The 23391-nt window shown below is 63.5% G+C and carries 23 protein-coding genes and 1 other RNA gene; 9 read left to right on the top strand and 15 right to left on the bottom strand.

The window, feature by feature from the left end; translation table 11 throughout:
- The 12 genes from LQ952_RS06650 to LQ952_RS06590 all read right to left on the bottom strand — a co-directional run.
- On the bottom strand, positions 1-3719 hold a 3719-nt coding region (locus tag LQ952_RS06650; RefSeq protein WP_238621873.1), incomplete at its 3' end, for a sacsin N-terminal ATP-binding-like domain-containing protein.
- Between the two features lie 18 nt (positions 3720-3737).
- Entirely contained in the window at positions 3738-4193 is a 456-nt protein-coding gene (locus LQ952_RS06645; protein ID WP_238621872.1) for a hypothetical protein, read from the bottom strand.
- A 404-nt stretch (positions 4194-4597) separates the two neighbouring features.
- Positions 4598-4807, bottom strand: a complete 210-nt coding sequence (locus tag LQ952_RS06640) for a hypothetical protein (protein WP_238621874.1) — start codon at positions 4805-4807, stop codon at positions 4598-4600.
- Positions 4804-5604, bottom strand: a complete 801-nt coding sequence (locus LQ952_RS15880) for an ExeA family protein (protein WP_274521969.1) — start codon at positions 5602-5604, stop codon at positions 4804-4806. Before LQ952_RS15880 ends, LQ952_RS06640 begins: the two co-directional genes overlap by 4 nt.
- A gap of 4 nt (positions 5605-5608) precedes the next feature.
- Complete coding sequence (locus LQ952_RS06625) at positions 5609-6952, bottom strand: IS481 family transposase (protein ID WP_238621871.1); 1344 nt, start codon at positions 6950-6952, stop codon at positions 5609-5611.
- A gap of 227 nt (positions 6953-7179) precedes the next feature.
- Complete coding sequence (locus LQ952_RS06620) at positions 7180-7518, bottom strand: hypothetical protein (protein WP_238621870.1); 339 nt, start codon at positions 7516-7518, stop codon at positions 7180-7182.
- Between the two features lie 318 nt (positions 7519-7836).
- The gene (locus LQ952_RS06615; protein ID WP_238621869.1) at positions 7837-8043 is read right to left on the bottom strand and encodes a hypothetical protein; all 207 of its coding nucleotides are present in this window, start codon (positions 8041-8043) and stop codon (positions 7837-7839) included.
- Positions 8040-8405, bottom strand: coding sequence for a hypothetical protein (locus tag LQ952_RS06610; protein ID WP_238621868.1), 366 nt, complete (start codon positions 8403-8405; stop codon positions 8040-8042). The genes LQ952_RS06615 and LQ952_RS06610 overlap by 4 nt, the downstream gene beginning before the upstream one ends.
- A gap of 128 nt (positions 8406-8533) precedes the next feature.
- Positions 8534-8887, bottom strand: a transfer-messenger RNA (tmRNA) gene (gene ssrA / locus LQ952_RS06605).
- Positions 8888-8940: 53 nt separating this feature from the next.
- Positions 8941-10164, bottom strand: coding sequence for a glycolate oxidase subunit GlcF (gene glcF, locus LQ952_RS06600; protein ID WP_238621867.1), 1224 nt, complete (start codon positions 10162-10164; stop codon positions 8941-8943).
- A gap of 2 nt (positions 10165-10166) precedes the next feature.
- Positions 10167-11237, bottom strand: a complete 1071-nt coding sequence (gene glcE / locus LQ952_RS06595; RefSeq protein ID WP_238621866.1) for a glycolate oxidase subunit GlcE — start codon at positions 11235-11237, stop codon at positions 10167-10169.
- Positions 11212-11976 carry a metallophosphoesterase gene (locus LQ952_RS06590; RefSeq protein ID WP_238621865.1) on the bottom strand — a complete coding sequence of 255 codons (765 nt, stop codon included), beginning with the start codon at positions 11974-11976 and terminating at the stop codon, positions 11212-11214. The genes glcE and LQ952_RS06590 overlap by 26 nt, the downstream gene beginning before the upstream one ends.
- 108 nt (positions 11977-12084) lie before the next feature.
- Here LQ952_RS06590 and LQ952_RS06585 point away from each other — a divergent pair, with 108 nt between their 5' ends.
- A complete protein-coding gene (locus LQ952_RS06585) occupies positions 12085-12726 on the top strand; it encodes a 3'-5' exonuclease family protein (RefSeq protein ID WP_238621864.1) in 642 nt (213 codons plus the stop codon).
- On the opposite strand, the gene LQ952_RS06580 is transcribed toward LQ952_RS06585, so the two are convergent.
- From LQ952_RS06580 to LQ952_RS06570, 3 genes are all read right to left on the bottom strand, one after another.
- Positions 12610-13260, bottom strand: a complete 651-nt coding sequence (locus tag LQ952_RS06580) for a hypothetical protein (RefSeq protein WP_238621863.1) — start codon at positions 13258-13260, stop codon at positions 12610-12612. The genes LQ952_RS06585 and LQ952_RS06580 overlap by 117 nt on opposite strands.
- A 4-nt stretch (positions 13261-13264) precedes the next feature.
- Positions 13265-16036 carry a TRAP transporter permease gene (locus tag LQ952_RS06575; protein WP_238621862.1) on the bottom strand — a complete coding sequence of 924 codons (2772 nt, stop codon included), beginning with the start codon at positions 16034-16036 and terminating at the stop codon, positions 13265-13267.
- A gap of 155 nt (positions 16037-16191) precedes the next feature.
- A complete protein-coding gene (locus tag LQ952_RS06570) occupies positions 16192-17163 on the bottom strand; it encodes a TAXI family TRAP transporter solute-binding subunit (protein WP_238621861.1) in 972 nt (323 codons plus the stop codon).
- A gap of 135 nt (positions 17164-17298) precedes the next feature.
- Between LQ952_RS06570 and glyA the strand changes: the two genes are divergently transcribed.
- The 8 genes from glyA to nusB are packed head-to-tail and all read left to right on the top strand — an operon-like array spanning position 17299 to position 23389.
- Positions 17299-18552 carry a serine hydroxymethyltransferase gene (gene glyA / locus LQ952_RS06565; protein ID WP_238621860.1) on the top strand — a complete coding sequence of 418 codons (1254 nt, stop codon included), beginning with the start codon at positions 17299-17301 and terminating at the stop codon, positions 18550-18552.
- Positions 18553-18585: 33 nt separating this feature from the next.
- Entirely contained in the window at positions 18586-19068 is a 483-nt protein-coding gene (gene nrdR / locus LQ952_RS06560) for a transcriptional regulator NrdR (RefSeq protein WP_238621859.1), read from the top strand.
- A gap of 10 nt (positions 19069-19078) precedes the next feature.
- Positions 19079-20227, top strand: a complete 1149-nt coding sequence (ribD, locus tag LQ952_RS06555; protein WP_238621858.1) for a bifunctional diaminohydroxyphosphoribosylaminopyrimidine deaminase/5-amino-6-(5-phosphoribosylamino)uracil reductase RibD — start codon at positions 19079-19081, stop codon at positions 20225-20227.
- Positions 20228-20248: 21 nt separating this feature from the next.
- The gene (locus LQ952_RS06550; RefSeq protein WP_238621857.1) at positions 20249-20905 is read left to right on the top strand and encodes a riboflavin synthase; all 657 of its coding nucleotides are present in this window, start codon (positions 20249-20251) and stop codon (positions 20903-20905) included.
- 47 nt (positions 20906-20952) lie between these two features.
- A complete protein-coding gene (locus LQ952_RS06545; RefSeq protein ID WP_238621856.1) occupies positions 20953-21288 on the top strand; it encodes a DUF3392 domain-containing protein in 336 nt (111 codons plus the stop codon).
- A gap of 44 nt (positions 21289-21332) precedes the next feature.
- Positions 21333-22448: a bifunctional 3,4-dihydroxy-2-butanone-4-phosphate synthase/GTP cyclohydrolase II gene (gene ribBA / locus LQ952_RS06540; RefSeq protein WP_238621855.1), complete on the top strand. Its 1116-nt coding sequence runs from the start codon at positions 21333-21335 to the stop codon at positions 22446-22448.
- Positions 22449-22466: 18 nt separating this feature from the next.
- Entirely contained in the window at positions 22467-22949 is a 483-nt protein-coding gene (gene ribH / locus LQ952_RS06535; protein ID WP_238621854.1) for a 6,7-dimethyl-8-ribityllumazine synthase, read from the top strand.
- Positions 22946-23389, top strand: coding sequence for a transcription antitermination factor NusB (gene nusB / locus LQ952_RS06530; protein ID WP_238621853.1), 444 nt, complete (start codon positions 22946-22948; stop codon positions 23387-23389). The genes ribH and nusB overlap by 4 nt, the downstream gene beginning before the upstream one ends.
- Positions 23390-23391: the final 2 nt, after the last annotated feature.

Raw genomic sequence — 23391 nt, 5'->3', positions numbered from 1 at the left:
CCCATAAGAGGGCGCACACTGAGCGTCAGTTTCGAGATTTCACTGCCTGACTCATCGGGCATCAGTTGGTGGAATAAGGCATTCAGGACGTGTGCCCAACTCCGGTCACCCACCGGGCGAGCCAGAATCAAGCGCTCGTTCTCGATGTCGTAAAACGCCTGGGCCGAGGTGGGAGGGGCGAATGCCTGATCTCCTCCAATAGTAACGGAGGCCTGAATGCGGACAACGTCGTGGCTGATGGCCTTCAGCGCGGAGAGAGCATTCCGGATTTTCTTCCGGACAGTTGATGGTTTGTCATGAAGCAAGCGGGCCAGGATGTCCATCCTGGCCATGAGCTTTTCTGCGAGGGGGGTCTCGTCGGCTTCCGAGCCATCGACAAATTCGAGGGCCACCTGCGCGCTCTCACTTAGCCGTCTGACACCGACCTCTTCGACGAATGGCCAAAGATCAGGGTCCGGTTTGCACAACGCCTGGTCGAGTTCCCCGCCAAAGAACCCAGCATGCCACTCGCTATCCTGGAGCAGGACCTCGTCCGGATGAGTGAGCTGTCCCCGCAAATTCAAGACTGTTGGCGCCTCTTGCAGACGTTGCAGGTCAGACGGGACCAGCTCCTCATGCTCATGGGCGGCGGCCACGCTCGCCAGGCAGATGTCATAGACCGCGCGGTCTGGACCTGTCAGTGGCTTGGACTGTTCGAAGTACTCGCCGACGATGTCCAGCAGTATGTCAACGAAGTCGCGACCATCTGGCGCGTTCTTCACCCCAATAGCGTCGAAGAGCGGCTTGAAGGACTCGTAGTTTCCAGGAATCGTGTATGCGTAGCGGCCGAGCTGTTGCGGCACCCAGTACAGCTGATTGGGACGAACGAATGTTTTTTGGCTCTCGACGTAGATGCACCGTGAGCCAGCGAGTCTCGCAATCAGCGGGTCTGCTCGTTGAGCACGCTCGTTCAATACCTGATACGTCGAGACGTGGGGCTGCGCGCCCGTTGTGACGCAGTGCTGCAGATGGTTGATGACCAGCGAGGTTTCTGGATTGATGAAAACATCAAGCTCTTCCAGCAACTCGGTTTTAAGGCGAGCCGTGGTCCTGAAGTCAAGAATATTGGCTTGGGAACGGAATGCGTCGGCACGGTACGGCGCGTAGAGAGAATCTGCTGTGTACCAATCTTCGGAATCCCCATCTGCGGGGAAGCAGGTAGCTTGTCGAAGATCTGCAATTGCACCCTGAACGGCCTTATTGTCTTTCCAATCGTCGTAGTTGTCGCACAGGACATAGAAGGCCTCGCTGCTTGCACGCTTCGCGTCCTCGGTCGGCAGGTACTTCTCGGCAATGGACAGCATGCGATCGACAAGGTGTCTGGCGATCGGCGATCGTCGGATTCCGAGGCTGTCGATGAATGTGTGCACTGATCGCGTGTTGGGAATGCGGCTTGTGTCCAGCCAAAGGTGAAGCGCGTCGCCGAGAACCTTCACCAGGTCGTCAGCACGGCGATAAGTATTGACCGGCCGTGACCAGCCACCATCTTGCGTAGGTACTATCGGAAGCGATCCCAGCAACCGACGGATGTCATCGTCGTTTACGAGCGCTGGGTGATTGGCGAGCTCGCTGATGAGTCGTGTGTACTTGGTTGCATCAAGCGGGCCGTCATCGTCGAAAAACGTCGGCAGCACGGTCTGCACAAACGCCTCAATCGTCTGCGTCTGCACAGCCAGCTTTGTCGATAGGAAATCCCGGGCTGATTCGGTGAGAACCGATGTGTCCAGCAAGTCCGCCTGACCGGTCGGATCGGTAAAGTTTCCTGGCAAAAGTGCTTGAGTGGCTTTGACTAGCCCACGGCTTGATTGCCAGATGGGTAGACCGCGCAGCTTCTGATACACCGTCTTCTCGGCGGTGCTCTGGTGGTCGAGGTCTGCGAACAGCGAGTACAGGTCGCGCAGGTCCTTTTGATCGACGGAAATGACATCTTCAACCGGCTCCGCGTCGCACATCGAGCTGATGTGCGATACCACTGCGCCAAGATCGAGCAGCTTTATTAGCCGGGTGATCTTGGGAAACCCTGAAAGAAGACGAGAGGCGATCGCGAGTCTGGGCAACAGGACTGCGATGCGATCAGCCTCCAGCACGATCGGCGCGGCATAAGACTGATTGATGGTTACCGCGAACAGATCCTCGGTGACAACAAACGGCAATGCCAGCAGGCGTTGCACTGATGGGTTTGTACTCGGATTGGCCGCTGCAGCCTCTGGCAGTAGGTCGTTGATGATGCTCCACAGGGGCCGATAGAAATGCTCCAGCTTCTGTTCGTCGACCTCCGTAGCCCCCGCAACTTGCTGCGCCATCGCCGATGTCAGCAACGCGACCAGCCGCTCGAGAGTCAGAATCGGAGCGCCCAGTTGGTTCATCGCCGTTTGGAACGGTCGCAGGTCTTCCGCAACGAGCCTGCCCCCGACCTTTAGTAGCGCCTTCGCCTGGTGTTCATTCAGGGGAGTTCGAGGCAGGAATACGCCGTTGGGACACTGAAGGCTGCCGTCCTGAGCCACAGCAATATGTGCTTGTGGCGCGGTGGCCTTGATGCGTTCCCAAAAACGCTTGAAGCACACCGGATGTCCTGATGGCTTGGAGGATAGGTCGTATGCCCGGCCGAGGATTTGCCACAACTGGTTGGGGCCGACCATTTGCAGCAGGCCTTCTGGGTCCCGGGCCAGTTCAGCCGCTGCGGCGTCGATGATCATCTCGTTCCAAGCCTGCTCGTGCTGGTGCCCGGCAAATATCACCGCTTTACGGTCAGACTCCGGGAAGAAGTCGGCGTTGATATGCAGGGGAAGCCCGGTCAACTGTTCGGTGGGCAAGAACGCGTAGAGCAGACCCTCACTCAGCGGTTCAGGATCAATTCGCAGGCCTATGCTTATCTTGGTACTTCGATGAAGTGTCTCCAGCCTTGGGTGCATCGCGTAAAGGCGCTGGGCCGCATCTGCTGCGTCAGCGCGAAGGATGTGCCAATGCTCAACTTGGCCGCTCGGCCTGAAGCTGACGATGAGGTCCGAGCCCTCGCTCCTGTCGAGGTCGCAGGCCAGCAGGAGATGTCCATTTCGCCGCACCTCAGCCTTTCGGACATGGCGAAGAAACAACAGGCTCTTGCGCAGAACAGTCTGGAAATCGTCGGCGAGCTGATCGATGTGGGCAGGGCTGACGTGCGAGACCCCAAGCGCCAGCCGCGCCTCAGTATTGGGGTCACTCGCCCAGGGCAGAAAGAATGACGTGCCGTCTGGCTCTTCAAAGGCCTCAATGAACCATTGCCCTCGCTCGGGGTAGAGCGCCAGCTTGATACCTGACGAGCGGATCTCGGGATGGTCTGTCACCTGGTAGGTGGAGACGAAGCCGATCCCAAAGCGACCAATGTTTTCGCCACGGGAGAGCTTCCCGCCGCTGCCGACATCGGTTATGCGGTGGTAATCACATTTGTAGTTGCCCTCGGCAAGGAGGGCGCAAGGTTTGTCCAGATCGCCGCAATACGTGAACTGGCCGCTGTTGCGCACCAGCAAGCCGCTGTCCGTGATGTCGAATACGATTTGCTCGGCTTTTGCATCATCCGCATTCTGGATGAGCTCCAGCGCCATCACGTCGTAGCCCTGCAGCCCTGCCAGGTGGCTCCGGATGTTGCCGAGGAGGTTGGCGGTGTATGAGCCTGTCTTCTGATTTTTTATTGATTGATCCATGCCATCCCTTCTTTCTGCTCAATCGTAATCCCATAACCGTGCATCATCCTGGGTCGCCATCCAGAAGTCATCGAACAGCGCCAGCTTCGCTTCGTCCTTGGTGGCATAGGTCTTTGCGCTGAACCGGCTGCCGATCCGGTAGCCCCACCGCTTGAACTTGTTCACGTGGACGCCGAGGTTGTGGCCATCAACGTTCAGGAAGCTGTTCCCCTTGGCGGACACCCGCCACTTGCGCTGCAGCCATCGGGTTCGGCGTGCTGCTCGGTTGCGCAACTTGGCCTCACGTCGTTTCGGCCCCTCGTAGTCGCCGCTCATCTTCTCGGCGCAGACGCACCCGACGTCGAAGTTCTCGTCCAGATCCGGGTGTTCCATGATGTGGACGTAGCGGATCTTCTCGTTGCCGCACATCTGGTAGGTCGCGTAATCGGTTTCGTCCGCCGACTCGCCGTCGGCCCGCAGGTCGACCACGTCCACGCAGTGCCATCCTTTGTGGGGCACACCCGGCTGGTCCCATCGATTTCCGCCCATGCCAGTTCACTCCATCTCAGAATCCCGGGTACTTCCGCCAGATCCGCTGGTTCAGCTCTTCGTTGTCGCTGTACTCGCCGATCGCCCAATCCTTGAAGGCGTAGAGGCTGACGTATCCCCACAAATCATGGAGCAGTCCCCGCCGCCAAGCTGGGCCGTATCACCTGCTTGATCCGGTCCAGCATGTGTTGTTTCCCAGATTATTCCACCCTCCTTTTCCCACACGGATTCTGGCTGCAGGCCGAGGGTTTTCCCGGATTATGCCCTCGGGTGGCGGATTCCTGGAAGGTGAACAGATGCGGGAAGCCGAGGGCGCGAGCCTTTGGTGACTCGCGCCCGGGGGCAAGGACTCAGAAGGGATCCTGCTCGTCGTCGAACAGGGAGGTCTGGCGGGTGTCGATGATGGGCTTACGCTCGGCGGCCATGGCCTCATGCAGGGCGATGGCGTAGCGGTGGCCGATGTGCTCGGTGAGGATTTCCAGCAGTTCCCACACGGCCAAGGCCTGTTCCGGGGTCCAGTGATCCGGCAGGGGGATAGTGAGGGTGTGATGGTGGGTCATGGGCGCAACTCCTCCAGGGCGGTCTGCAGGTGGCCGAGGCTGACCCGGTGGACCTGATCCTGGGCGGCACAGGTCAGGGCGTAATGGGCCAGGCGGCCGACGGGTCGAGGCATGCCGTGGGTGGCCTGGTAGAGGGCTTCGATGGCCTCGGGTTCGAACAGGGGCAGTTCGCAGCCGACCAGGCGCAGACGGTGGGCCAGGTAGTCGGGCAGTTCCTCGCGGCTGAGTCCCCCCGGGTGGTGGCGCACGACGAGTCGCTGGGCGAGGGACTCGTGCACCGCCATGCCGAGGCGGCGGCGTAGCTCGGTGAGGCCGACGAACAGCAGGCACAGTCGGGGATCGGAGTCCATGGCGTAGTTGGTGAGCAGGCGCAGATCCTCCAGGATGTCGTTGCGCAGGTGATGGGCCTCGTCGATGATCAGGACCGGCAGCTGCTTGCTCTCCAGAGTGAGTCGGGAGATCTCGGCGCGGATCTGGCGGAAGGCGCTGGCGCGGTTGCGCTCAGTGGGCAGGCCCAGTTCCCAGGCGATGGACTTGTACATGTCCATGACGTTGCCGGTGGTGAGGGGGATGTAGAAGGTGCGGTAGAGCCCCGGGTGCAGGGCGCTGGTGATACGGCGGCAGGTGGTGGTCTTACCGCTGCCGGCCTCGCCGGTGAGCAGGCCGATGCCGCGCAGACGCAGCAGATGCCTGAGCCGGGCCTGAGCCTCGCGCAGGGTCTGGGACTCGAACAGGTTTTCACTGGCCACGTTGGGTTCGAAGGGGTAGTCGGTCAGGCCGAAGTGCTTGCGGTACATGGCCTCAGTCCTCCGCCGACTCGATATCGAAGTCCCGCCACTGCATCCCCGAGGGGCTGGGTTGCGGGGCCTGATCCTCACTGCGGGCCTCGCCCGAGGGCGTGTTGCGCTTGACGAAGCAGTTGGCATACAGATCCACGGGCCTGGCGGTTTCCACGTACCGGCCTTGATGGACGATCTGCACGGTGCGCCGGGTGGTCCCGGGGTCGTAGCGCAGGGTGACGCGCTCGCCGATGAGGGCGGCATCCACCTCGTAGATCACGCCGTCGAGGCTGACGGTACGGTCCTTGTGGACCTTGCGCGCGGCCTCGAACAGGCACAGATCCTCCAGGTCCAGACTCGGGTCCAGATAGCGCACCTGGTCACCGTCTTGAGCCCAGCGCTCCAGGGGCGTCATCCCGTCCAGACCGCGATGGGGGTTGTGGTGATACTCCCCCTCAACCCAGGCCCACAGGCGCCGGTTGAGGGCCTCCAGGCTGGCAGTATCCTCCGGGGTGAGGGTGTTCAGCAGCTGGGCCCGCACGGTACGGAAGAAGCGTTCGATCTTGCCTTTGCCTTGGGGGCGATAGGGGCGCGCGTGGATCAGGGCGATGCCCAGTTTGGCGCACACCAGGGCCAGGTGGTGGGAGCGGTAGTTCGCGCCGTTATCGACGTAAAGTCGCTCGGGAACCCCACGCCGGCTCAGCGCCTGGCGTAATACAGGCAGGAAGGCGCGGGTGTTCTCCGCCAGGGCGAAGGCGGCCTGGGGGACCACCCGGGTGGCGTCGTCCATGAAGGCGATCAGATAGGTCTTGCGGCGCACGCGCCCTTCGACGGTGATACTGGGGCCGTGCATGACATCACTGGACCACAGTTGACCGGCCTGGGCAAAGGCGAAGCGGCGGCGATCCTGGTCATGAACGGCCTCGGTCTGGCGCTGCATCAGCCCATGCCGGGTGAACAGGCGGTGGATGGTGGAAGGCGGCAGCGGCAGATCCGCGTCCACGCCGCCACTGTCGCGCAGGTGCTGGATCACCTGACGCACGGACCAGCAGGGATGCGCCTCCTTCAAGGCGATCAGGGCCTCCGTCACGGCCGCGGGTAGACGCCGGGGCTGGCCGCGATCCTGGCGTGACCTGGGCAGCAAGGCGTCAAAGCCCCCCTGGCGGTACTTCTTCATCCAGTCCCGCAGGGTCTCGGCGGCCACATGGGTGCGGTGGCTACCGGGGATCTGATGGGTGCGGGCGGCAATGGCATGGAGCTGGGTGTAGAGCCCGGGCGCGCCGGGCGGTCGACGCACCAGGTCGGCAATCAGCCCGAAACGGAACAGGGCGATCTCGTGGCGCAGGTCATGGGAGGGATCGGGCATGGCAGCGTTTCCGGGGCAAACGACCCAAACGGTCGCTCCACGACGCTACGCCCCGCTGCCGGGCGGGTCAGGGCCCATGGTGTGTGGGTACAGTGATGGACTGGACGCACCGCCACCGCGGCGGTGGGCAAAACCGAGTGGCGGCGGCAACTGATCAAGCCAGGGCGCGGCAATCTCACGCAGGGCGGGCAGCAAGGGCGTCAGACCCAATGCGATCTGGCAGGCGGTCACGGTGAGGACGCACCCGCCTCCTCGATCTCGGGACGCAGAACCCTGGCGGCCACCACCAGACTGGGCGCCGTCTCCGCGGTCATCACCGCCACCTCTACCGTCTGCAGCGTCCCCGGCCAGCGGGCCGCCAGACAATCGGGTATCAGGGAAAACGTGCGGCGCCCCAACGGGCAGTACCAGCGGGCGATCCGTGCCCCCCAGGGCCGCTTGCGCGGATAGCTGCCGTGGCGGGCAAAGCCACAGCCTCCGGCGGGATGCAGCGGGCAACACGTCAGGCTTGCCTTCAACCAGCCTTGCTCGGTAACGTATTGTTCGCCGGTCAAAGGCGTTCTCAAGCGCAATAGCACACCGGCCACCGGCCCGCACGGCGGCTACCGTGGCGGGCCACTTTTATGGGTTGGCCTCAAATCATGCCCGGGCACGCCCCGGTCTACCAGTCCCGGTGAATCAATCCGGACATCTCCCTACAGACCCCTTCCACACTCCGCCACCGCACCGACTCCCTCACCGGGGGAATAATTCGCTCCGAATCGGGCGGTGATCAGCGATTAGGGGTGGGAAACAACACGCGTGGCAATTCATCATCGGCATGGCGCATCAATTCACCGATGGCCGAGAGCTTGCCCGCTGTGATGCATATCCGGTGATAGGCTTCAGTCATGGCCGCCCCTCACTTCCCCGGTCAAGCGTCGCGCATCCTCTGCCCGATCATGGGCGATTACCGCCAGGTCATAACAGGGGTTCGACTCGCCGCCGTCCATGACCGTAACCATCGCCCACGTCAACGCCTGAACCTGCGAAACGATGACGGACAGTTCATCAAGGACTGAGGTCAATTCCTGCTCCCTGGTGCGGCTCATGCCTGCTCTCCCTGCTCAAGCGCCACAAGATGCCTTTCCACTGCCGCCTGAAGCACCTCCAGCATGTCGGCCAGCCGGTTGAGTTCCCGCCGTTCCATGTGCGGCAGGGCATCGTGGAGCGCGTTCGTTGTGGCACTGCCGAGGTGGTCCAGTTCATCCGGTGAAAGATCCTTCGGGCTGAGCTTCCACAACGCAATGGCGATCTTCGACACCGGATCGAGCGGGCCATCCGCTGGAGGCGTCACCGGGACAGTGGAGCGCCCGGCTTCCACTTCCGAGACCAGCGTGGTGATGGTGTCGTTGAGCCTGGCGTGGGATTCGTGAAAGCCCTGGAGGGATGATGCGCTGGCTGAAGTGGTCATGTGCTGAAGCTCCTGTTCTGGTGAGGTGAACAGGCAGGACAAGCACTTTCAGGATTGTGGGAGGCGGTGTGGGATCAAAAAAAAGCCCATCCGTAAGTTACTGAATCGGATGGGCTTTTTCGCTTTGCTGGTGGAGGCGGCGGGAATCGAACCCGCGTCCGCAAGCCCTACGCCATTGGTACTACATGCTTAGTTCGTCATTTAGGTTAACGCCTTGGTCTCCGACGAACAGGATACCGCAGCGCGAGCCCGATCGGTTTTAGCGGTTAAGACCCGGGCAGGTCCGCTCCACGAGCTTGTATGCGATGACCTCTGAGTAGAACCTACAAGCAAATCCCTTCAGAGGCTAACCGGTTTTTAGGCGGCTAGAGCGTAGTTGTCGTCGTTGGCAACTATAGCGTTACAGCATTTTTGACGAGGTTAGCTGTATCCTCGGCATGCACCTCAGGTTTCACGACCCACGTCGAAGCCAGGTCGCCCCCTTAAAGTAAGAGACAGGTTACCCCAACGGAGGTTCCTTGTCATCCGGTGTTTTTCAGTGCCTCAGCAGGCCCGGGTTGTCCAGCAGCTTGATCCAGTGGACCACGGGGGTATCGGTGCCGGCCTGTAGGTGGGTCTGGCAGCCGATGTTGGCGGTGGCGATGATCTGGGGACCTTCCCGCTCCAGGTGCTCCAGCTTGCGTTGCCGCAGAGGTTCGGCCAGGTCGGGTTGCAGCAGGGAATAGGTCCCCGCCGAGCCGCAGCACAGGTGACTTTCCGCCACCGGCAGTAACTGGAATCCGGCACTGCGTAGCAGGGTTTCCACCCGGCCGCCCAGTTTCAGTCCGTGTTGCAGGGAACAGGGGGGATGAAAGGCTACCGTCCGGTTGCGCCCATCCACGGCCAGGCGTCGGATATCCTCGGGGTTCAGGATTTCGCAGGGGTCCCGGGTCAGTTCGCTGATCCGCCGGGCCTTGTCCCTGTAGTCGGGATCTTCACGCAGCAGATGGCCGTAGTCGCGGACATGGGCGCCGCAGCCGCTGGCGGTGACCAGGATCGCCTGGATGTCCATGGTTACTTGGGGCCACCAGGCGTCGATATTGCGCCGGGCCCGGTCGCGGGCAGCGTCTTCGGCGCTCAGATGCATGTCGATGGCGCCGCAGCAGCCGCCGTCGGCAGGGATCAGGCCGATGTCCAACTTGTTGAGCAGCCGGGCCAGGGCCGCGTCGATGTCCGGTTGCAGGGCCGGCTGGACGCAGCCCCTGAGGACCAGCATGCGCCGCCCATGAATCGGGGCCGGCCAGCTACCCTGATGGTGACGTTCCGGAATGCGCCGTCGCAGGATCGCGGGCAGGAGCGGCCGCAGGGCCTGGCCGATACGCAGCAGGAGTCCGAATAACGTGCGATTGGGCAAGACCAGTCGCAGCAGGCGTCGTTGCAGGCGTTCAGCCCAGGGGCGCGCCACTTGCCGTTCCACCTGTTCCCGGCCGATCTCCACCAGATGCCGGTAGTCCACTCCCGAGGGGCAGGTGGTCATGCAGTTGAGGCAGGTGAGGCAGCGGTCCAGGTGCTGCCGGGTGCGGTGGCTGGGGGGCTCACCTTCCAGGACCTGCTTGATCAGATAAATCCTGCCACGGGGACCGTCCAGTTCGTCGCCGCGTAGCTGGTAGGTGGGGCAGGTGGCGTTACAGAATCCGCAATGGACGCAGCTGCGAAGGATGCGATCCGCCTCCGCACCGCGGGCGGTCTGGGCGATGGCGTCCACCAGACGGGTCTGCATGGTCAGAGCTCCGGATACAGGCGCCCGGGGTTGAGAATACCCCGGGGGTCGAAGGCTTCCTTGAGGCGACGATGCAACGTGAGCATGGGCGCAGGGAGGGGATGAAACGACTCCATATGGCCTCCGGCATGGCCCCGAAACAGGGTGGCATGCCCGCTGCGGGCTTCGGCCAGGGCACGGATGTCCGAGGCCGGCGCGTCACTGTAGAACCAGCGCAGCCCCCCCCCCCAGTCCACCAGGCAGGCGTCGGGGAACCCGGTCATGGGTGTGCCGGGAGGAACACTGACACGCCACAGAGGGGCATCTACATGGTAGAAGGGGTGGGTCTGTTCCCGTATGCCATGCCAAAAATCGTCGGCGCCCTCCATCACTTCTCCACCGACCAGTTCGGCGGCCTGCTCCACGCCCTGGCGCGCACCGCACAGGCGAATATGGAGGGTATCGTCCACATGACAGGCGGCGGAGAGAGGCAGCGGGCGCAGCCCCCATTCCTGCAGGGACTCCAGGGCGCGGGAGGCGCTGGCGGCTTGGATCACGGTGAGTGTGAAGGCCGGTTGGGGCAGCACCTTGACGGAGATGTCCAGCAGGACGCCCAGGGTGCCTTGGGCGCCGGCCATCAGCCGGGAGAGGTCGTAGCCGGCGACGTTCTTCATCACCTGACCGCCGAAACGCAGCACCTCGCCCCGGCCATTGAGCATGCGCACTCCAAGGACGGCATCGCGCACGGCACCGGCATAAGGGCGGCGGGGGCCGGCGAGGGCAGTGGCGATGGTGCCGCCGAAGGTGGCCTGAGGGCCGAAGGCCGGCGGCTCGAAGGGGAGCATCTGGTCGTGATCGGCCAGGCGCTGCCGGATTTCGCCGAGGGGGGTGCCGGCGCGGGCAGTGAGGACCAGTTCTCCCGGCTCATGATCAATGATGCCGCGATGCCCGCTGATCTCCAGAGGGTCGGCATTGATCGGGCGGCCGTAGAAGGCCTTGCTACCTCCGCCGTGGATAGCCACCGGACTGCTGTCGGCATGAGCCTGGCGCAGTCGCGCCTGCAGTGCTTCAGTCTGATCCTGGTCGGTCGTCATCCCCGTTGTCCTTTTTGCAGGCGGTGTTCAGGGTGGTCAGGGTGCGCTGCGGGTGGATCTGCAGGATGCTGAGTTTGGCGTCCTGTGATTGATGGCCGTAGGTAGCTCCCGTATCCAGATAATAGATGTTGCCGCTATGACATGCCTCCGGGATGGGCGTGTGACCGAAAATCACCAGGTCGATGCCGGCCACCGCCGGAATCGTTTCACCCTTGAGGAGACGATTGATGCGCTTTCGAGACCACAGGGCATAGTCCCGCAGCTTCTGCTCGTCTTTCAGACGCCGGCTGAAGATCTGCCAGTTCATGTCCGGCGGGATGTCGGCATGCACGATGCCTACCCGCCCCTGTTCGGTGTCGACCTCGATGGCGAAGGGGAGTTGGCTGAGGGTCTGCTGGAATTGTTCCTGCTGTTGCCGGGAGATGGAGACCCACCATTCGCCGCCATTGAGGGTCAGCCAGCTACAGGCCAGATCCTTGTCCTTCGCGGCGTCCAGCAGCAGCTGTTCATGATTGCCCTGGACTGCATGGAACCAGGGGGCGGCGAGAAACTCCAGTGCACGGTGGGACTCCGGGCCCCGATCGATCAGGTCGCCCACCGAGATTATGCGGTCTCGGTTCGGGTTGAACTCGAGATTTTCCAGGGCCTGTTCCAGGGCGGAGAACATGCCGTGCAGGTCACCCACCACGAAATCCCGGCCGCGAGCGTTTCTTTCCAGTCGCAAAAAGGCGTTGCTCATGTCCTTAACCCCCGCTCCAGTGGTGAGATAGATCCACTGCAGGGTTGGTGCCTCCGGGTACGCAGGTTATGATGATCAACCCTGTCCTGGCTTTCGCCAAGCTTCTTTATGCCAGATCCTGCATCTCATAGCACGCTTCCCTGTTTTCTGGACTTTGAAGCGTCATCGCTCAGTGAGCAGAGCTACCCGATTCAGGTGGCCTGGTCCGATGGCGAGGGGCAAGTGGAATCCTGGTTGATCCGTCCCGCCGAGGAGTGGAGCGACTGGTGCGATATGGCGGAGGAGATGCACGGGATTACCCGGGAATCCATTGAGGACGCAGGGCGGGATATCACCTGGGTGTGCCGACGCATGAACCAGGCTCTGGCCGGGAAGGTGGTCTTCACCGATGGGGTCCATCTGGATCGTTTCTGGTTGCGGCGCCTGTTCGTGAGCGGAAATGCCATGCCGCGCTTTCGTCTGGGGGATCTGTTCAAGCTGCTGGAGCCCCGGCTGCCACCGCCGGAATACCGGCCGCCGGACTTTCTGCGGGGCCTGATGGACAAGGCTTGGAAGCTGACTCCGGGCTTTGCTCATCAGGCGGACAGCGACGTCAAATACATGCTTAACCTGTGGCGGCTGGTGCGCCACGGGTCAAAATTGTCGCGAAAACCAGATGCCGGCGCTGCGACGGCCGCCGGACTCCACCTGGAGGGTTACCCGCCCGGTGGTGTCCACGAACACGTCCATGGCAGCGGTGGCGGTTACTGATTCATCCTCGCGTAGGGTGGCACTGCGTCTGATGTCGCCCCGAGCGGTTTCATCCCCATCCACCCGGGCATAGTCCACGCCCAGTCGCAGCTGCAGCGGATCGAACCGGAAGGCCGACTCCAGGCCCGTCCCCCATTCGTTCCAGACCAGGCGGGTGTTTTGCCCGGCATCGCTTGCGTCCGCCTCATGGTAGGTGAACCGACCCAGGGCGCTGAGGGTGGCCGGACCGGCCTGCAGCATTCGAAAGCGCCCCGACGTGCCCAGATACCACCCGGTGAGGTCCAGTCCTCGGGTGCTGGGATTGCCACTCTGGGTCAGGCTCAGATAGCCACCGTGGAGCCCGATCCAGAGCCCTTCCAGAAACTGTTCGTGCAGGCGCAGACCCAGCCGGTTCACGCGGGTTTCCACCGTGTCGCCGTCCACCCGCCAGTCGCTGATCTGCCGTTGCAGATAGAGCTCCAGTTCCGGTCCACCGGTTTGTGCCGGCAGACTCAGGGGCAGGGCAAGCAGGGCGATGAACAGGATCGGACGCATCGGATCACCTCGGGGTGGACAGGGGGACGGCAGGATCACGGCGACGGTGTTGCCGCCAGGCGATCAGGCCCAGCAGGGCCAGGGCGGGCAGGTAGAACCATTCGGGGGCCGGTCGGCGGGCGGGCACCATCACCTCGGTGATCTGCCAGCCGGGTTCCAGTCCCAGACGCTCCGCCGGGCTGCCGAAGGAGATGAAGCTGACGCTGACCTGATCGCCGAAGGTCATGATGCCCAGTCCGGCCTGACGCAGGCGCTGGGTTGGCGGGGCCGGCTCCCCCAGGGGGAGCATCACGGCCCGAGCCACTTCCCGGCCGTCCAGATCCATGCCTTCCACCAGGAGTCGCAGATGCCCCCCGCCGGGGGCGGCCTCGATTACGGTCTGGATCTCGGTGGCGGGCAGGAGATCATAGCGGGGGTGGATGCGGTCCATGAGTAGGTTGGGGACGAACATCACCAGGGCCGCCGCCAGTAGGAGGGCGGATTCATGCAGGCGGCTACGGGTCAGGAACCAGCCTTGAGTGGCGGCGGCGAACATCAGGATACCGGTGAGGGCACCCATGAAGGTGAGCATCAGCTGCCAGGGGCTGTCCACGCCGATGAGCAGCAACTGGGTGTTGAACACGAACAGGAAGGGCAGGGTCACGGTGCGCAGACTGTAGATGAAGGCCTGCACCCCGGTACGGATCGGGTCCGCCCGTGAGACCGCGGCGGCGGCAAAGGAGGCCAGGCCCACCGGCGGGGTGACGTCCGCCATGATGCCGAAATAGAACACGAACAGATGGGCCGCGATCAGCGGGATCAGCAAGCCGTGCATGGAGCCCAGTTCCACGATCACCGGGGCCATCAGGGTGGCGACGATGATGTAGTTGGCGGTGGTGGGCAGGCCCAGACCCAGCACCAGGCAGATGACGGCGGTGAGCAGCAACATGAGCATCAGGTTGCCGCCGGAGAGGAATTCCACCAGATCGGTCATGGCCAGGCCGATGCCGGTCATGGCCACGGTGCCGACGATGATCCCGGCCGCGGCGGTGGCGACGCCGATGCCCACCATGTTGCGGGCACCCTGGACCATGCCGTCAGCCAGGTCTTTCAGACCCTGCAGGACTGCGCCGGGATACCGGGTCGTGACGGGTATCGACATGTCGTCCGGCGTGTCTTCCCATGGCCGCCCGAACAGCACCATCAGCGGTCGCTGAGTCACCATGATGAAGATCATGAACACCACCGCCCAAAAGGCCGACAACCCGGGCGAGAGCCGTTCCACCACCAGACACCACACCAGCACCACCACCGGCAGCAGGTAGTGCAGTCCTGCCTGCAGGGTGGGCCTTGGGTCCGGCAGTTCCAGGTGCCCCTCGTCCACCATGTGGGGCTCCGGCACCCGGCAGGCGATCCAGAGCAGGCCCAGATAGGCGGCCATCACCAGCCCTCCGATCAGCCACGTGGAGGCGTCGCCGGTGACGGTCTTGACCCAACCCAGGCCGTAGTAGGTGGCGCCGGCCAGGATGAACAGTCCCGAGACAGTGAGGCCGAAACCGATCAGACGACTCTGCCAGGTGCTTTCATGGCGTCTGGGCAGTCCTTCCATGCCGGCCTTCATGGCCTCCAGGTGGACGATGTAGAACAGGGCGATGTAGGAGATGACCGCCGGCAGGAAGGCGTGCTTGACCACCTCCACGTAGGGGATGCCCACGTATTCCACCATGAGGAAGGCGGCGGCCCCCATGACCGGCGGCATGAGCTGACCGTTGACCGAACTGCTCACTTCCACCGCCCCGGCCTTGTGGGCGGGGAAGCCCACCCGCTTCATCAGGGGCACGGTGAAGGTGCCGGTGGTGACCACATTGGCGATGGAGGAGCCGGAGACCATGCCGGTCATGCCCGAGGCCACCACGGCGGCCTTGGCCGGGCCGCCCCGCAGGTGCCCCAGCAGGGCGAAGGCCACGCGGATGAAATAGCCGCCGGCACCGGCTTTTTCCAGCAGGGCACCGAACAGCACGAACAGGAAGACGAAGCTGGTGGAGACCCCCAGGGCGATGCCGAAGACCCCTTCATTGGAGAGCCACTGCTGGGACATGGCGCGGGCAAAGGAGGCGCCCCGGTGGGCGATCATGTCGGGCATCCAGGGGCCGGCGAAGGTGTAGAGGAGGAACACCAGGGCGATGATCATCAGGGCGGGTCCCAACACCCGGCGGGTGGCTTCCAGCAGCAGCGCCATGCCGCAACCGGCGATCGCCAAGTCCAGGGGGGTGGGTGCGCCGGGCCGCTGGGCCAGTTCCTGGTGGAACAGGAACAGGTAGGCGGCGCAAAAGGCGGCAATGGCCCCCAGCAGCCAGTCGGCCATCGGCACTTGGTTGGCCGGGGCAGGGCGCAGGGCCGGCCAGGCGGCCAAGAGGACGGCGCCGCCGGTGGCGGCGAAGACCCAGGCCCTGGGGATATCGAGGATGAACTGGTACAGGGCCAGGCCGAACAGGCCGGCGGCCAGCAGCAGGAAGAAGATCCCCGCCAGGGGGCGATGCCTGGCCATGGGGCTGATGGCGGGGAAGGCGAGGAAGGCGAGGAAGACGGCAAAGGCCAGGTGGATGGAACGGGCCTGGGTCTCGGAGACGACGAACACGTCGAGCCAGAAAGGCAGGGGAGAGGCGATCCAGATCTGGAACAGGGACCAGGCCAGGGCGGTGACATAGAGCAGCGCCCGGACCGGTGGCCCGGGTTTGCGACCGCCGGTTTCCACCTGACCGGCCAGGTCGATGCTGGAAGTGTCCTGGTTGTTCACAGGTGTTTTGTCCGTTCAGATCGTGAAGAAGCCCCTCTCCCCTGGTGGGAAAGGGGTTGGGGAGAGGGGAGGCCGTTGGCACAGTGGTTCAGTCAGGCTCCCCCCTCATCCCCGGCCCTTCTCCCGCGAGGGGAGAAGGGGGCATAGAGAAGGTCTCAGTCCATCAGCCCTGCTTCCCGGTAATACCGCCTGGCCCCCTCATGCAGCGGCGCCGACAGGCCCTGACTCACCATGGCCTCTTTCTCCAGCACGCCGAAGGCCGGGTGCATCCCCTTGAAGGTGTCGAAGTTCTCAAACACCGCCCGAGTCACGCTGTAGATGGCGGCGTCCGAACTGCGGGTGGAAGAGACGAGGGTGGCACCCACGCCGAAGGTCTGCACGTCCTCGTCCTGCCCCGGATACATCCCAGCCGGGAGGGTGGCGCTGAAGTAGTAGGGGGTGCCCTCCACCAGGCGATCGATCACCTCACCACTGACCGGTACCAGACGGGCATTGCAGGTGACGATGGGTTCCTGGATGGCCGCCGAAGGGTGACCCACCGTGAACAGCACCACGTCGATCCGGTTGTCACACAGGGCCTGTCCCTGCTCCCGGGACGGCAGTTCCGAGGCCAGGGCGAAATCCTGCATCGTCCAGCCGTAGTGCTGCATCAGCATTTCCACCGTGCCCCGTTGCCCGGAACCCGGATTGCCGACGTTGACCCGCTTGCCCTTGATGTCCTCGAAATGCCGGATGTCGCTGTCCGCCCGCACCAGCACCGTGAACGGCTCCGGGTGCAGGGACATGACGGCCCGCAGGCTCTCATCCGGGCCTGCGTCCTCAAAGCGCTCGGAACCATGATAGGCATGGTACTGCCAGTCCGACTGCACCACCCCAAGGTCCATCTCGCCGGCGCGGATGGAGTTGAGGTTGAACACCGAACCACCGGTACTCTGGGCTCGGCAGCGCAGGCCATGGCTGTCCTGGTCCCGGTTGACCAGCCGGCAGATGTGCTGGCCGGTGGGATAGTAGACACCGGTGACACCGCCGGTGCCGATGGTGATGAAACGCTGGTCGGCCGCGGCGGGCAGGGCCGCCAGGCCGGCCAGTACTGCGGTCAAGGCCATTCCTGTCATGTGCTTGCGCATGGGTTTTTCTCCTGAAGGCAGCTGTGAACCTGACTCCTGTTCATGGGTTTTTTGCGTGCGTGGAAAGGCAAAATCCAGTAACATTCAAGCCTTTTTCGAACGCCTGATCAATCGCTTTGCGGGGAGTAACCCGAAATGTTTTCCAGCAACATGAGTATCGCCGGCTACGATGATGAGCTTTGGCAGGCCATCGAATCCGAGTCCCGTCGTCAGGAAGAGCATATCGAGCTGATCGCCTCGGAGAACTATGCCAGCCCCCGGGTGATGGAAGCCCAGGGCTCGGTACTCACCAACAAGTATGCCGAAGGATACCCCGGCAAGCGCTATTACGGTGGCTGCGAATACGTGGACAAGGCCGAGCAACTGGCCATCGATCGCGCCAAGACCCTGTTCGGCGCCGACTACGCCAATGTTCAGCCTCATTCCGGTTCCCAGGCCAACGCTGCCGTCTACATGGCCCTCCTTAACCCCGGCGACACGGTGCTGGGCATGAGTCTGGCCCATGGCGGCCACCTCACCCACGGTGCCAAGGTCAACTTCTCGGGCAAGATCTACCACTCGGTGCTCTACGGCATCGACGATCAGGGCTATATCGATTACGACCAAGTGGAAGCCCTGGCGGTGGAGCACAAGCCGAAAATGATCGTGGCCGGTTTTTCCGCCTATTCCCGAGTGGTGGACTGGCAGCGCTTCCGTGACATCGCCGACAAGGTGGGCGCCTATCTGATGGTGGACATGGCCCATGTGGCCGGTCTGGTGGCCGGTGGGGTCTATCCCAATCCGGTGCAGATCGCCGACGTGACCACCTCCACCACCCACAAGACACTGCGCGGTCCCCGGGGCGGCATCATCCTGGCCCGGAGCAATCCGGAGTTGGAAAAGAAATTCAATTCCCTGGTCTTCCCCGGTACTCAGGGTGGCCCGCTGATGCACGCCATTGCCGGCAAGGCCGTGGCCTTCAAGGAAGCCCTGGAGCCGGAGTTCAAGGCCTATCAGCAGCAGGTGGTGGCCAATGCCCGCGTGATGGCGGCCGAGCTCATGGCCCGGGGCTACAAGGTGGTCTCCGGCGGCACCGACAATCACCTGTTCCTGGTGGACCTGATCGACAAGGGCATCACCGGCAAGGATGCGGATGCGGCCCTGGGTCGGGCCAACATTACCGTGAACAAGAACTCGGTGCCCAACGATCCCCAGTCGCCTTTCGTCACCAGCGGCCTGCGCATCGGCACCCCGGCGATCACCACCCGCGGCTTCAAGGAAGCCGAGTGCAAGGCATTGGCCCAGTGGATCTGCGATGTGCTGGACGATCTCGAGAACCAGGCCGTGATTGATCAGGTCAAGGCCCGGGTGCTGGATGTCTGTGCCCGTTTCCCGGTGTATGGCTGCTAGGGATGCATCGGGGCAGCCCGGGGTGAGATCACCATGAAATGCCCTTTCTGCGGCACCCCCGATACCCGCGTGGTGGATTCCCGCCTCGCGGGCGAGGGGGATCAGGTCCGCCGGCGCCGGGAATGCGTCTCCTGCGGCGAGCGCTTCACCACCTTCGAGGGGGCGGAGCTGAACCTGCCGCGGGTAATCAAGCGAGACGGTGGTCGTGAGCCCTTTGCCGAGGCCAAGTTGCGGGCCGGCATGATGCATGCGTTGGAAAAACGCCCCGTGCCGACGGATCAGATTGAGGCCGCGGTGGCGCGGATCAAGCATCAGGCCCTGAGTCAGGGCGAGCGCGAGATTCCGGCCAAGCGCATCGGTGAATGGGTGATGGATGCCCTGAAGGAACTGGATCAGGTAGCTTACATCCGCTTTGCCTCGGTGTACCTGAGCTTTGCCGATGTCCAGGCCTTTCGCGAGGTGGTGGAGCGTCTGGAAAAGGAACCGCCGCCCGAAGGCGGTTCCCAGTCCTCTTAGGCGTATGGTCATGGATCCGTTCAGCGGCCGGGATCATCGACTCATGGGGCGGGCCCTGCAACTGGCTCGCCGCGGGCTTTACACCACCGATCCCAACCCCCGGGTGGGTTGCGTGGTGGCCCGGGATGGCCATGTACTGGGGGAAGGGTTTCATGTGCGGACCGGTGAACCCCATGCGGAGGTCCTGGCCCTGGCCCATGCCGGTGAGGCAGCCCGGGGTGCCACCGCCTATGTGACCCTGGAGCCCTGTAGTCATCATGGCCGCACCCCGCCGTGTGCGGATACCCTGATCAAGGCCGGGGTGGGGCGGGTCGTGTCGGCCATGACCGACCCCAATCCCTTGGTGGCCGGCCGGGGACTGGAGCGGTTGCGGGAAGCAGGTGTGGATGTGGCCGTGGGCCTGATGGAGGCGCAGGCACGCGCCCTCAACCCCGGTTTTATTAGCCGTATGGAGCGGGGGCGGCCCTGGGTCCGGGTCAAGCTGGCGGCCAGTCTGGATGGTCGTACCGCCATGGCCTCCGGCGAGAGCCGGTGGATCACCGGTGAGGCGGCGCGGCAGGATGTACAGTATCTACGGGCCCGTGCCTCGGCCATCCTGACGGGGATGGGTACGGTGCAAGCCGATGATCCCCGTCTGGATGTCCGGCTGTCGGCCGAGATGCTGGACGTGGACGGGCCGGTGCGCCAGCCCTTGCGGGTGGTGCTGGACCGGGAGGGTCGGCTGACCGCCACCGCCCGCCTGTTTCAGACCGGTGGCCCGGTGCTGGTACTGACCGCCCCCGAGGTGCTGACCCGGCAGACCCGGGACCTGGCCGCCGCCACCGCCCGGGTCGAGGCCGTGACCGTCTCCCGGGGGCATCTGGATCTGCCGGCCGTGATGGGCGTGCTGGCCCGGCATCAGGTCAATGAACTGCACGTGGAGGCCGGTCCGGTGCTGTGCGGTGCCCTGCTTGAGGCGGGCCTGGTGGATGAGATGGTGATCTATCTGGCGCCCCATCTGATGGGTTCCATGGCACGGGGTCTGTTCGACCTGCCCTTGGGCCGGATGGCGGATCGCCTGGCGCTGGAAATCAGCGACGTGCGGGCCGTGGGCAGGGATTGGCGTATCACGGCCCGCGCCGCCCGGTCGCTGACCGATGCGCCCCGGCATAATCAGTAATCATCAACCCGAGACCTCGACATGTTCACAGGTATCATACAAGCCGTCGGCACCCTGTCTTGTGTCGAGGCCCGGGGCGGCGATAGCCGCCTGACCTTGCGCACCGGCAAGCTGGCCCTGTCCGATGTGAGGCTGGGCGACAGCATCGCCGTCAACGGCGTCTGCCTGACCGCCGTGGCCCTGCCCGGAGACGGTTTTGTCGCCGATGTCTCCCGTGAGACCCTGGCCAGAACCTCTCTGGGCAATTTATCGCCCGGTGACCCGGTGAACCTGGAAAAGGCGCTGACCCTGTCCACGCCCTTGGGCGGGCACCTGGTCAGTGGCCATGTGGATGGCCTGGGGCGGATCACCGCCATCGACCCCGATGGTCGCTCCTGGCGCTATCATGTGCAGGTGCCCGACGAACTGGCCCGGTACATCGCACCCAAGGGGTCCGTGTGCATTGATGGCACCAGCCTGACCGTGAATGCGGTGGACGGTGCGTTGTTCACCGTCAATATCGTCCCTCATACCCAGCAGGAGACCATCATCCGGACCTATCGGGTGGGTAGCCGGGTGAATATCGAGGTGGATGTGATCGCCCGTTATCTGGAGCGTCTGTTGCTGGGTGACAAGGCCGCCCAGCCCGGCAACGGCCTCAGCGAGGCCTTTCTGGCCGAGCACGGCTTTCTGAAATAGGCGTGACGCTTGTGCATGATGTGATCTCGAACCAGGGGGGATGACCCATGATGGAGTGGCTGGATGATACCCTGCTGCAGGCGGGTAGTTGGGTACGCGGCTATGTGGGCCAGATTGCACTGGCCTTCGTGGCCACTGTGCTGGTGATCTACGGCAATGACATCAACCGCATGGTGAAGATGATCCTGCGGTCTTATCACCGTCTGATCCGCCTGGTGGGTTTCGTGCTCATGTGTGCCTTCGGCTATGGTGCCGTAACCGTCTTTCTCACCCCCATGCTGGCCGATGCCATGCTCATGGTGGATACCCGATGGATGGCCCCCGTGGTGGTGGGCGCCTTCCTGCTGCTGGGCTTTCTGGCCGAGCGCAAGCATCAGATGTGATCCGATCCCCGGATTTTGTTCCAAATCCCTGCCGGCGGTTGCCTATGTCATTCAATACCACAGAAGAAATCATCGAAGACCTGCGTCAGGGTCGAATGGTGATCATCGTCGATGACGAGGACCGGGAGAACGAAGGGGATCTGCTCATGATCGCCTCCCTGACCCGGCCCGAAGACATCAATTTCATGGCTCGCTTCGGGCGCGGTCTCATCTGTCTGACCCTGACCAGGGAACGGTGTCGTCAGCTCAAGCTGCCCCTGATGGTGGGGGATACCAACGATAAGCATGCCACCAACTTCACCGTCTCCATCGAGGCGGCGGAAGGGGTGACCACCGGGATCTCCGCCTATGACCGCGCCCACACGGTGCGTACCGCGGTGGCGCCCAACGCCCGTCCCGAGGATCTGGTCCAGCCGGGCCATATCTTCCCCCTCATGGCCCAGTCGGGTGGGGTGCTGGTGCGGGCCGGGCATACCGAGGCCGGTTGCGACTATGCCCGCCTGGCGGGGTTCGAGCCGGCGGCGGTGATCGTCGAGATTCTTAACGAGGACGGTTCCATGGCCCGACGCCCGGACCTGGAGCGCTTTGCCGCTGAGCATGGTCTGAAGATGGGCACCATCGAGGACCTGATCCGCTACCGCATCGAGAACGAGCGCAGCGTGGAGCGGGTGGCGGAAAGTCCGTTTCCCACCGAGTTCGGTGAGTTTCGTCTCATCGCCTATGAGGATACGGTGGACAAGGCCCTGCACTTCGCCCTGGTCAAAGGTGAGGTGGACGGCGATACACCCACCCTGGTGCGTGTCCACTTGGGCGGTGGTTTGTGCGATACCCTGGCCTACCGGGGACCCAACTGCGGCTGGCCCCTGCGGGCGGCACTGGCCCGCATCGAGGCGGAAGGGTCCGGTGTGGCGGTGGTTATTCACAAGCCGGAAAGCCCCCGGGAAATGGTCCGTCGCCTGCGGGAGATGGCCCTGCGCAGCCGCCAGCCCAGCCAGCCGGCACAAGACGACCAGGAGCCGGCCGAACTGCGTACCCATGGGATCGGCGCGCAGATCCTCAAGGACCTGGGTATCCGTAAGATGCGTCTGCTGTCCTCCCCCAAACGCTTCCATGGGCTCGGTGGTTTCGGGCTCGAAGTGGTCGAATACGTCAACGATTGATTCAAGAGTGCTGCCGTCATGAATTCAGCTATCCAGACCCATGAAGGGACCTTCACCCACCTGTCCGACGTGCGCGTCGGCCTGGTACTGTCCCGCTTCAACTCCTTCATTGTCGAGCGCCTGCTGGAAGGGGCCGAGGATGCCCTGCTGCGTCACGGCGTGCAGGCCCAGAACCTGACTGTGGCGCGGGTGCCCGGTGCCTATGAACTGCCCCTGGCGGTCAAGGTGATGGCCGCTTCCGGCAAGTACGACGCCATCATCGCCCTGGGCTGCGTGATCCGCGGTTCCACCCCCCATTTCGACTATGTGGCGGGCGAGGCCACCAAGGGCCTGGCCCAGATCCAGTTGGAGTACAGTCTGCCCATTTCCTTCGGCGTACTGACCACGGACACCATCGAACAGGCCATCGAGCGGGCCGGCACCAAGGCCGGCAACAAGGGCGCCGATGCCGCCCTGGGCGCCCTTGAGATGGTCAGCCTGATCAGGTCACTCAGAGCATGAGCCAGCCCCGTTCCATGGATCACCGCCGCCTGACCCACGCCCGGCGCCATGCCCGACGTCTGGTCATGCAGGCCCTGTACCAGTGGCAGCTGACCGGCTACCACCCCAAGGACATCCTGGCCCAGTTCAAGGAAGACCCGGAGATGGAAAAGGCGGACTGGGAATATTTCCGCATGATCCTGCTGGGGGTGACCGAGCAGGTGAAGGCCATCGACGCCCTGGTGGAGCCCCATCTGGACCGCCCGATGGAACAGGTGGATCCGGTGGAGCGGGCCATCCTGAGATTGTCCACCTATGAACTGCAACATTGCCCCGATGTGCCCTACAAGGTGGCCATCAGCGAGGCGGTGGCCCTGGCCAAGAAGTTCGGTGCGGAACAGGGCCATCGTTTCATCAACGGGGTCATCGACAAGGTGGCGGCCCAGGTGGCGATCCGCTAGTT

Origin of the sequence: Ectothiorhodospira lacustris, from assembly GCF_022227785.1 — a bacterium.
In the GTDB taxonomy this organism is placed as follows: domain Bacteria; phylum Pseudomonadota; class Gammaproteobacteria; order Ectothiorhodospirales; family Ectothiorhodospiraceae; genus Ectothiorhodospira; species Ectothiorhodospira lacustris.
Note: the sequence above shows the minus strand (reverse complement) of the source record. Positions and strands in the feature narration are given on the sequence as shown.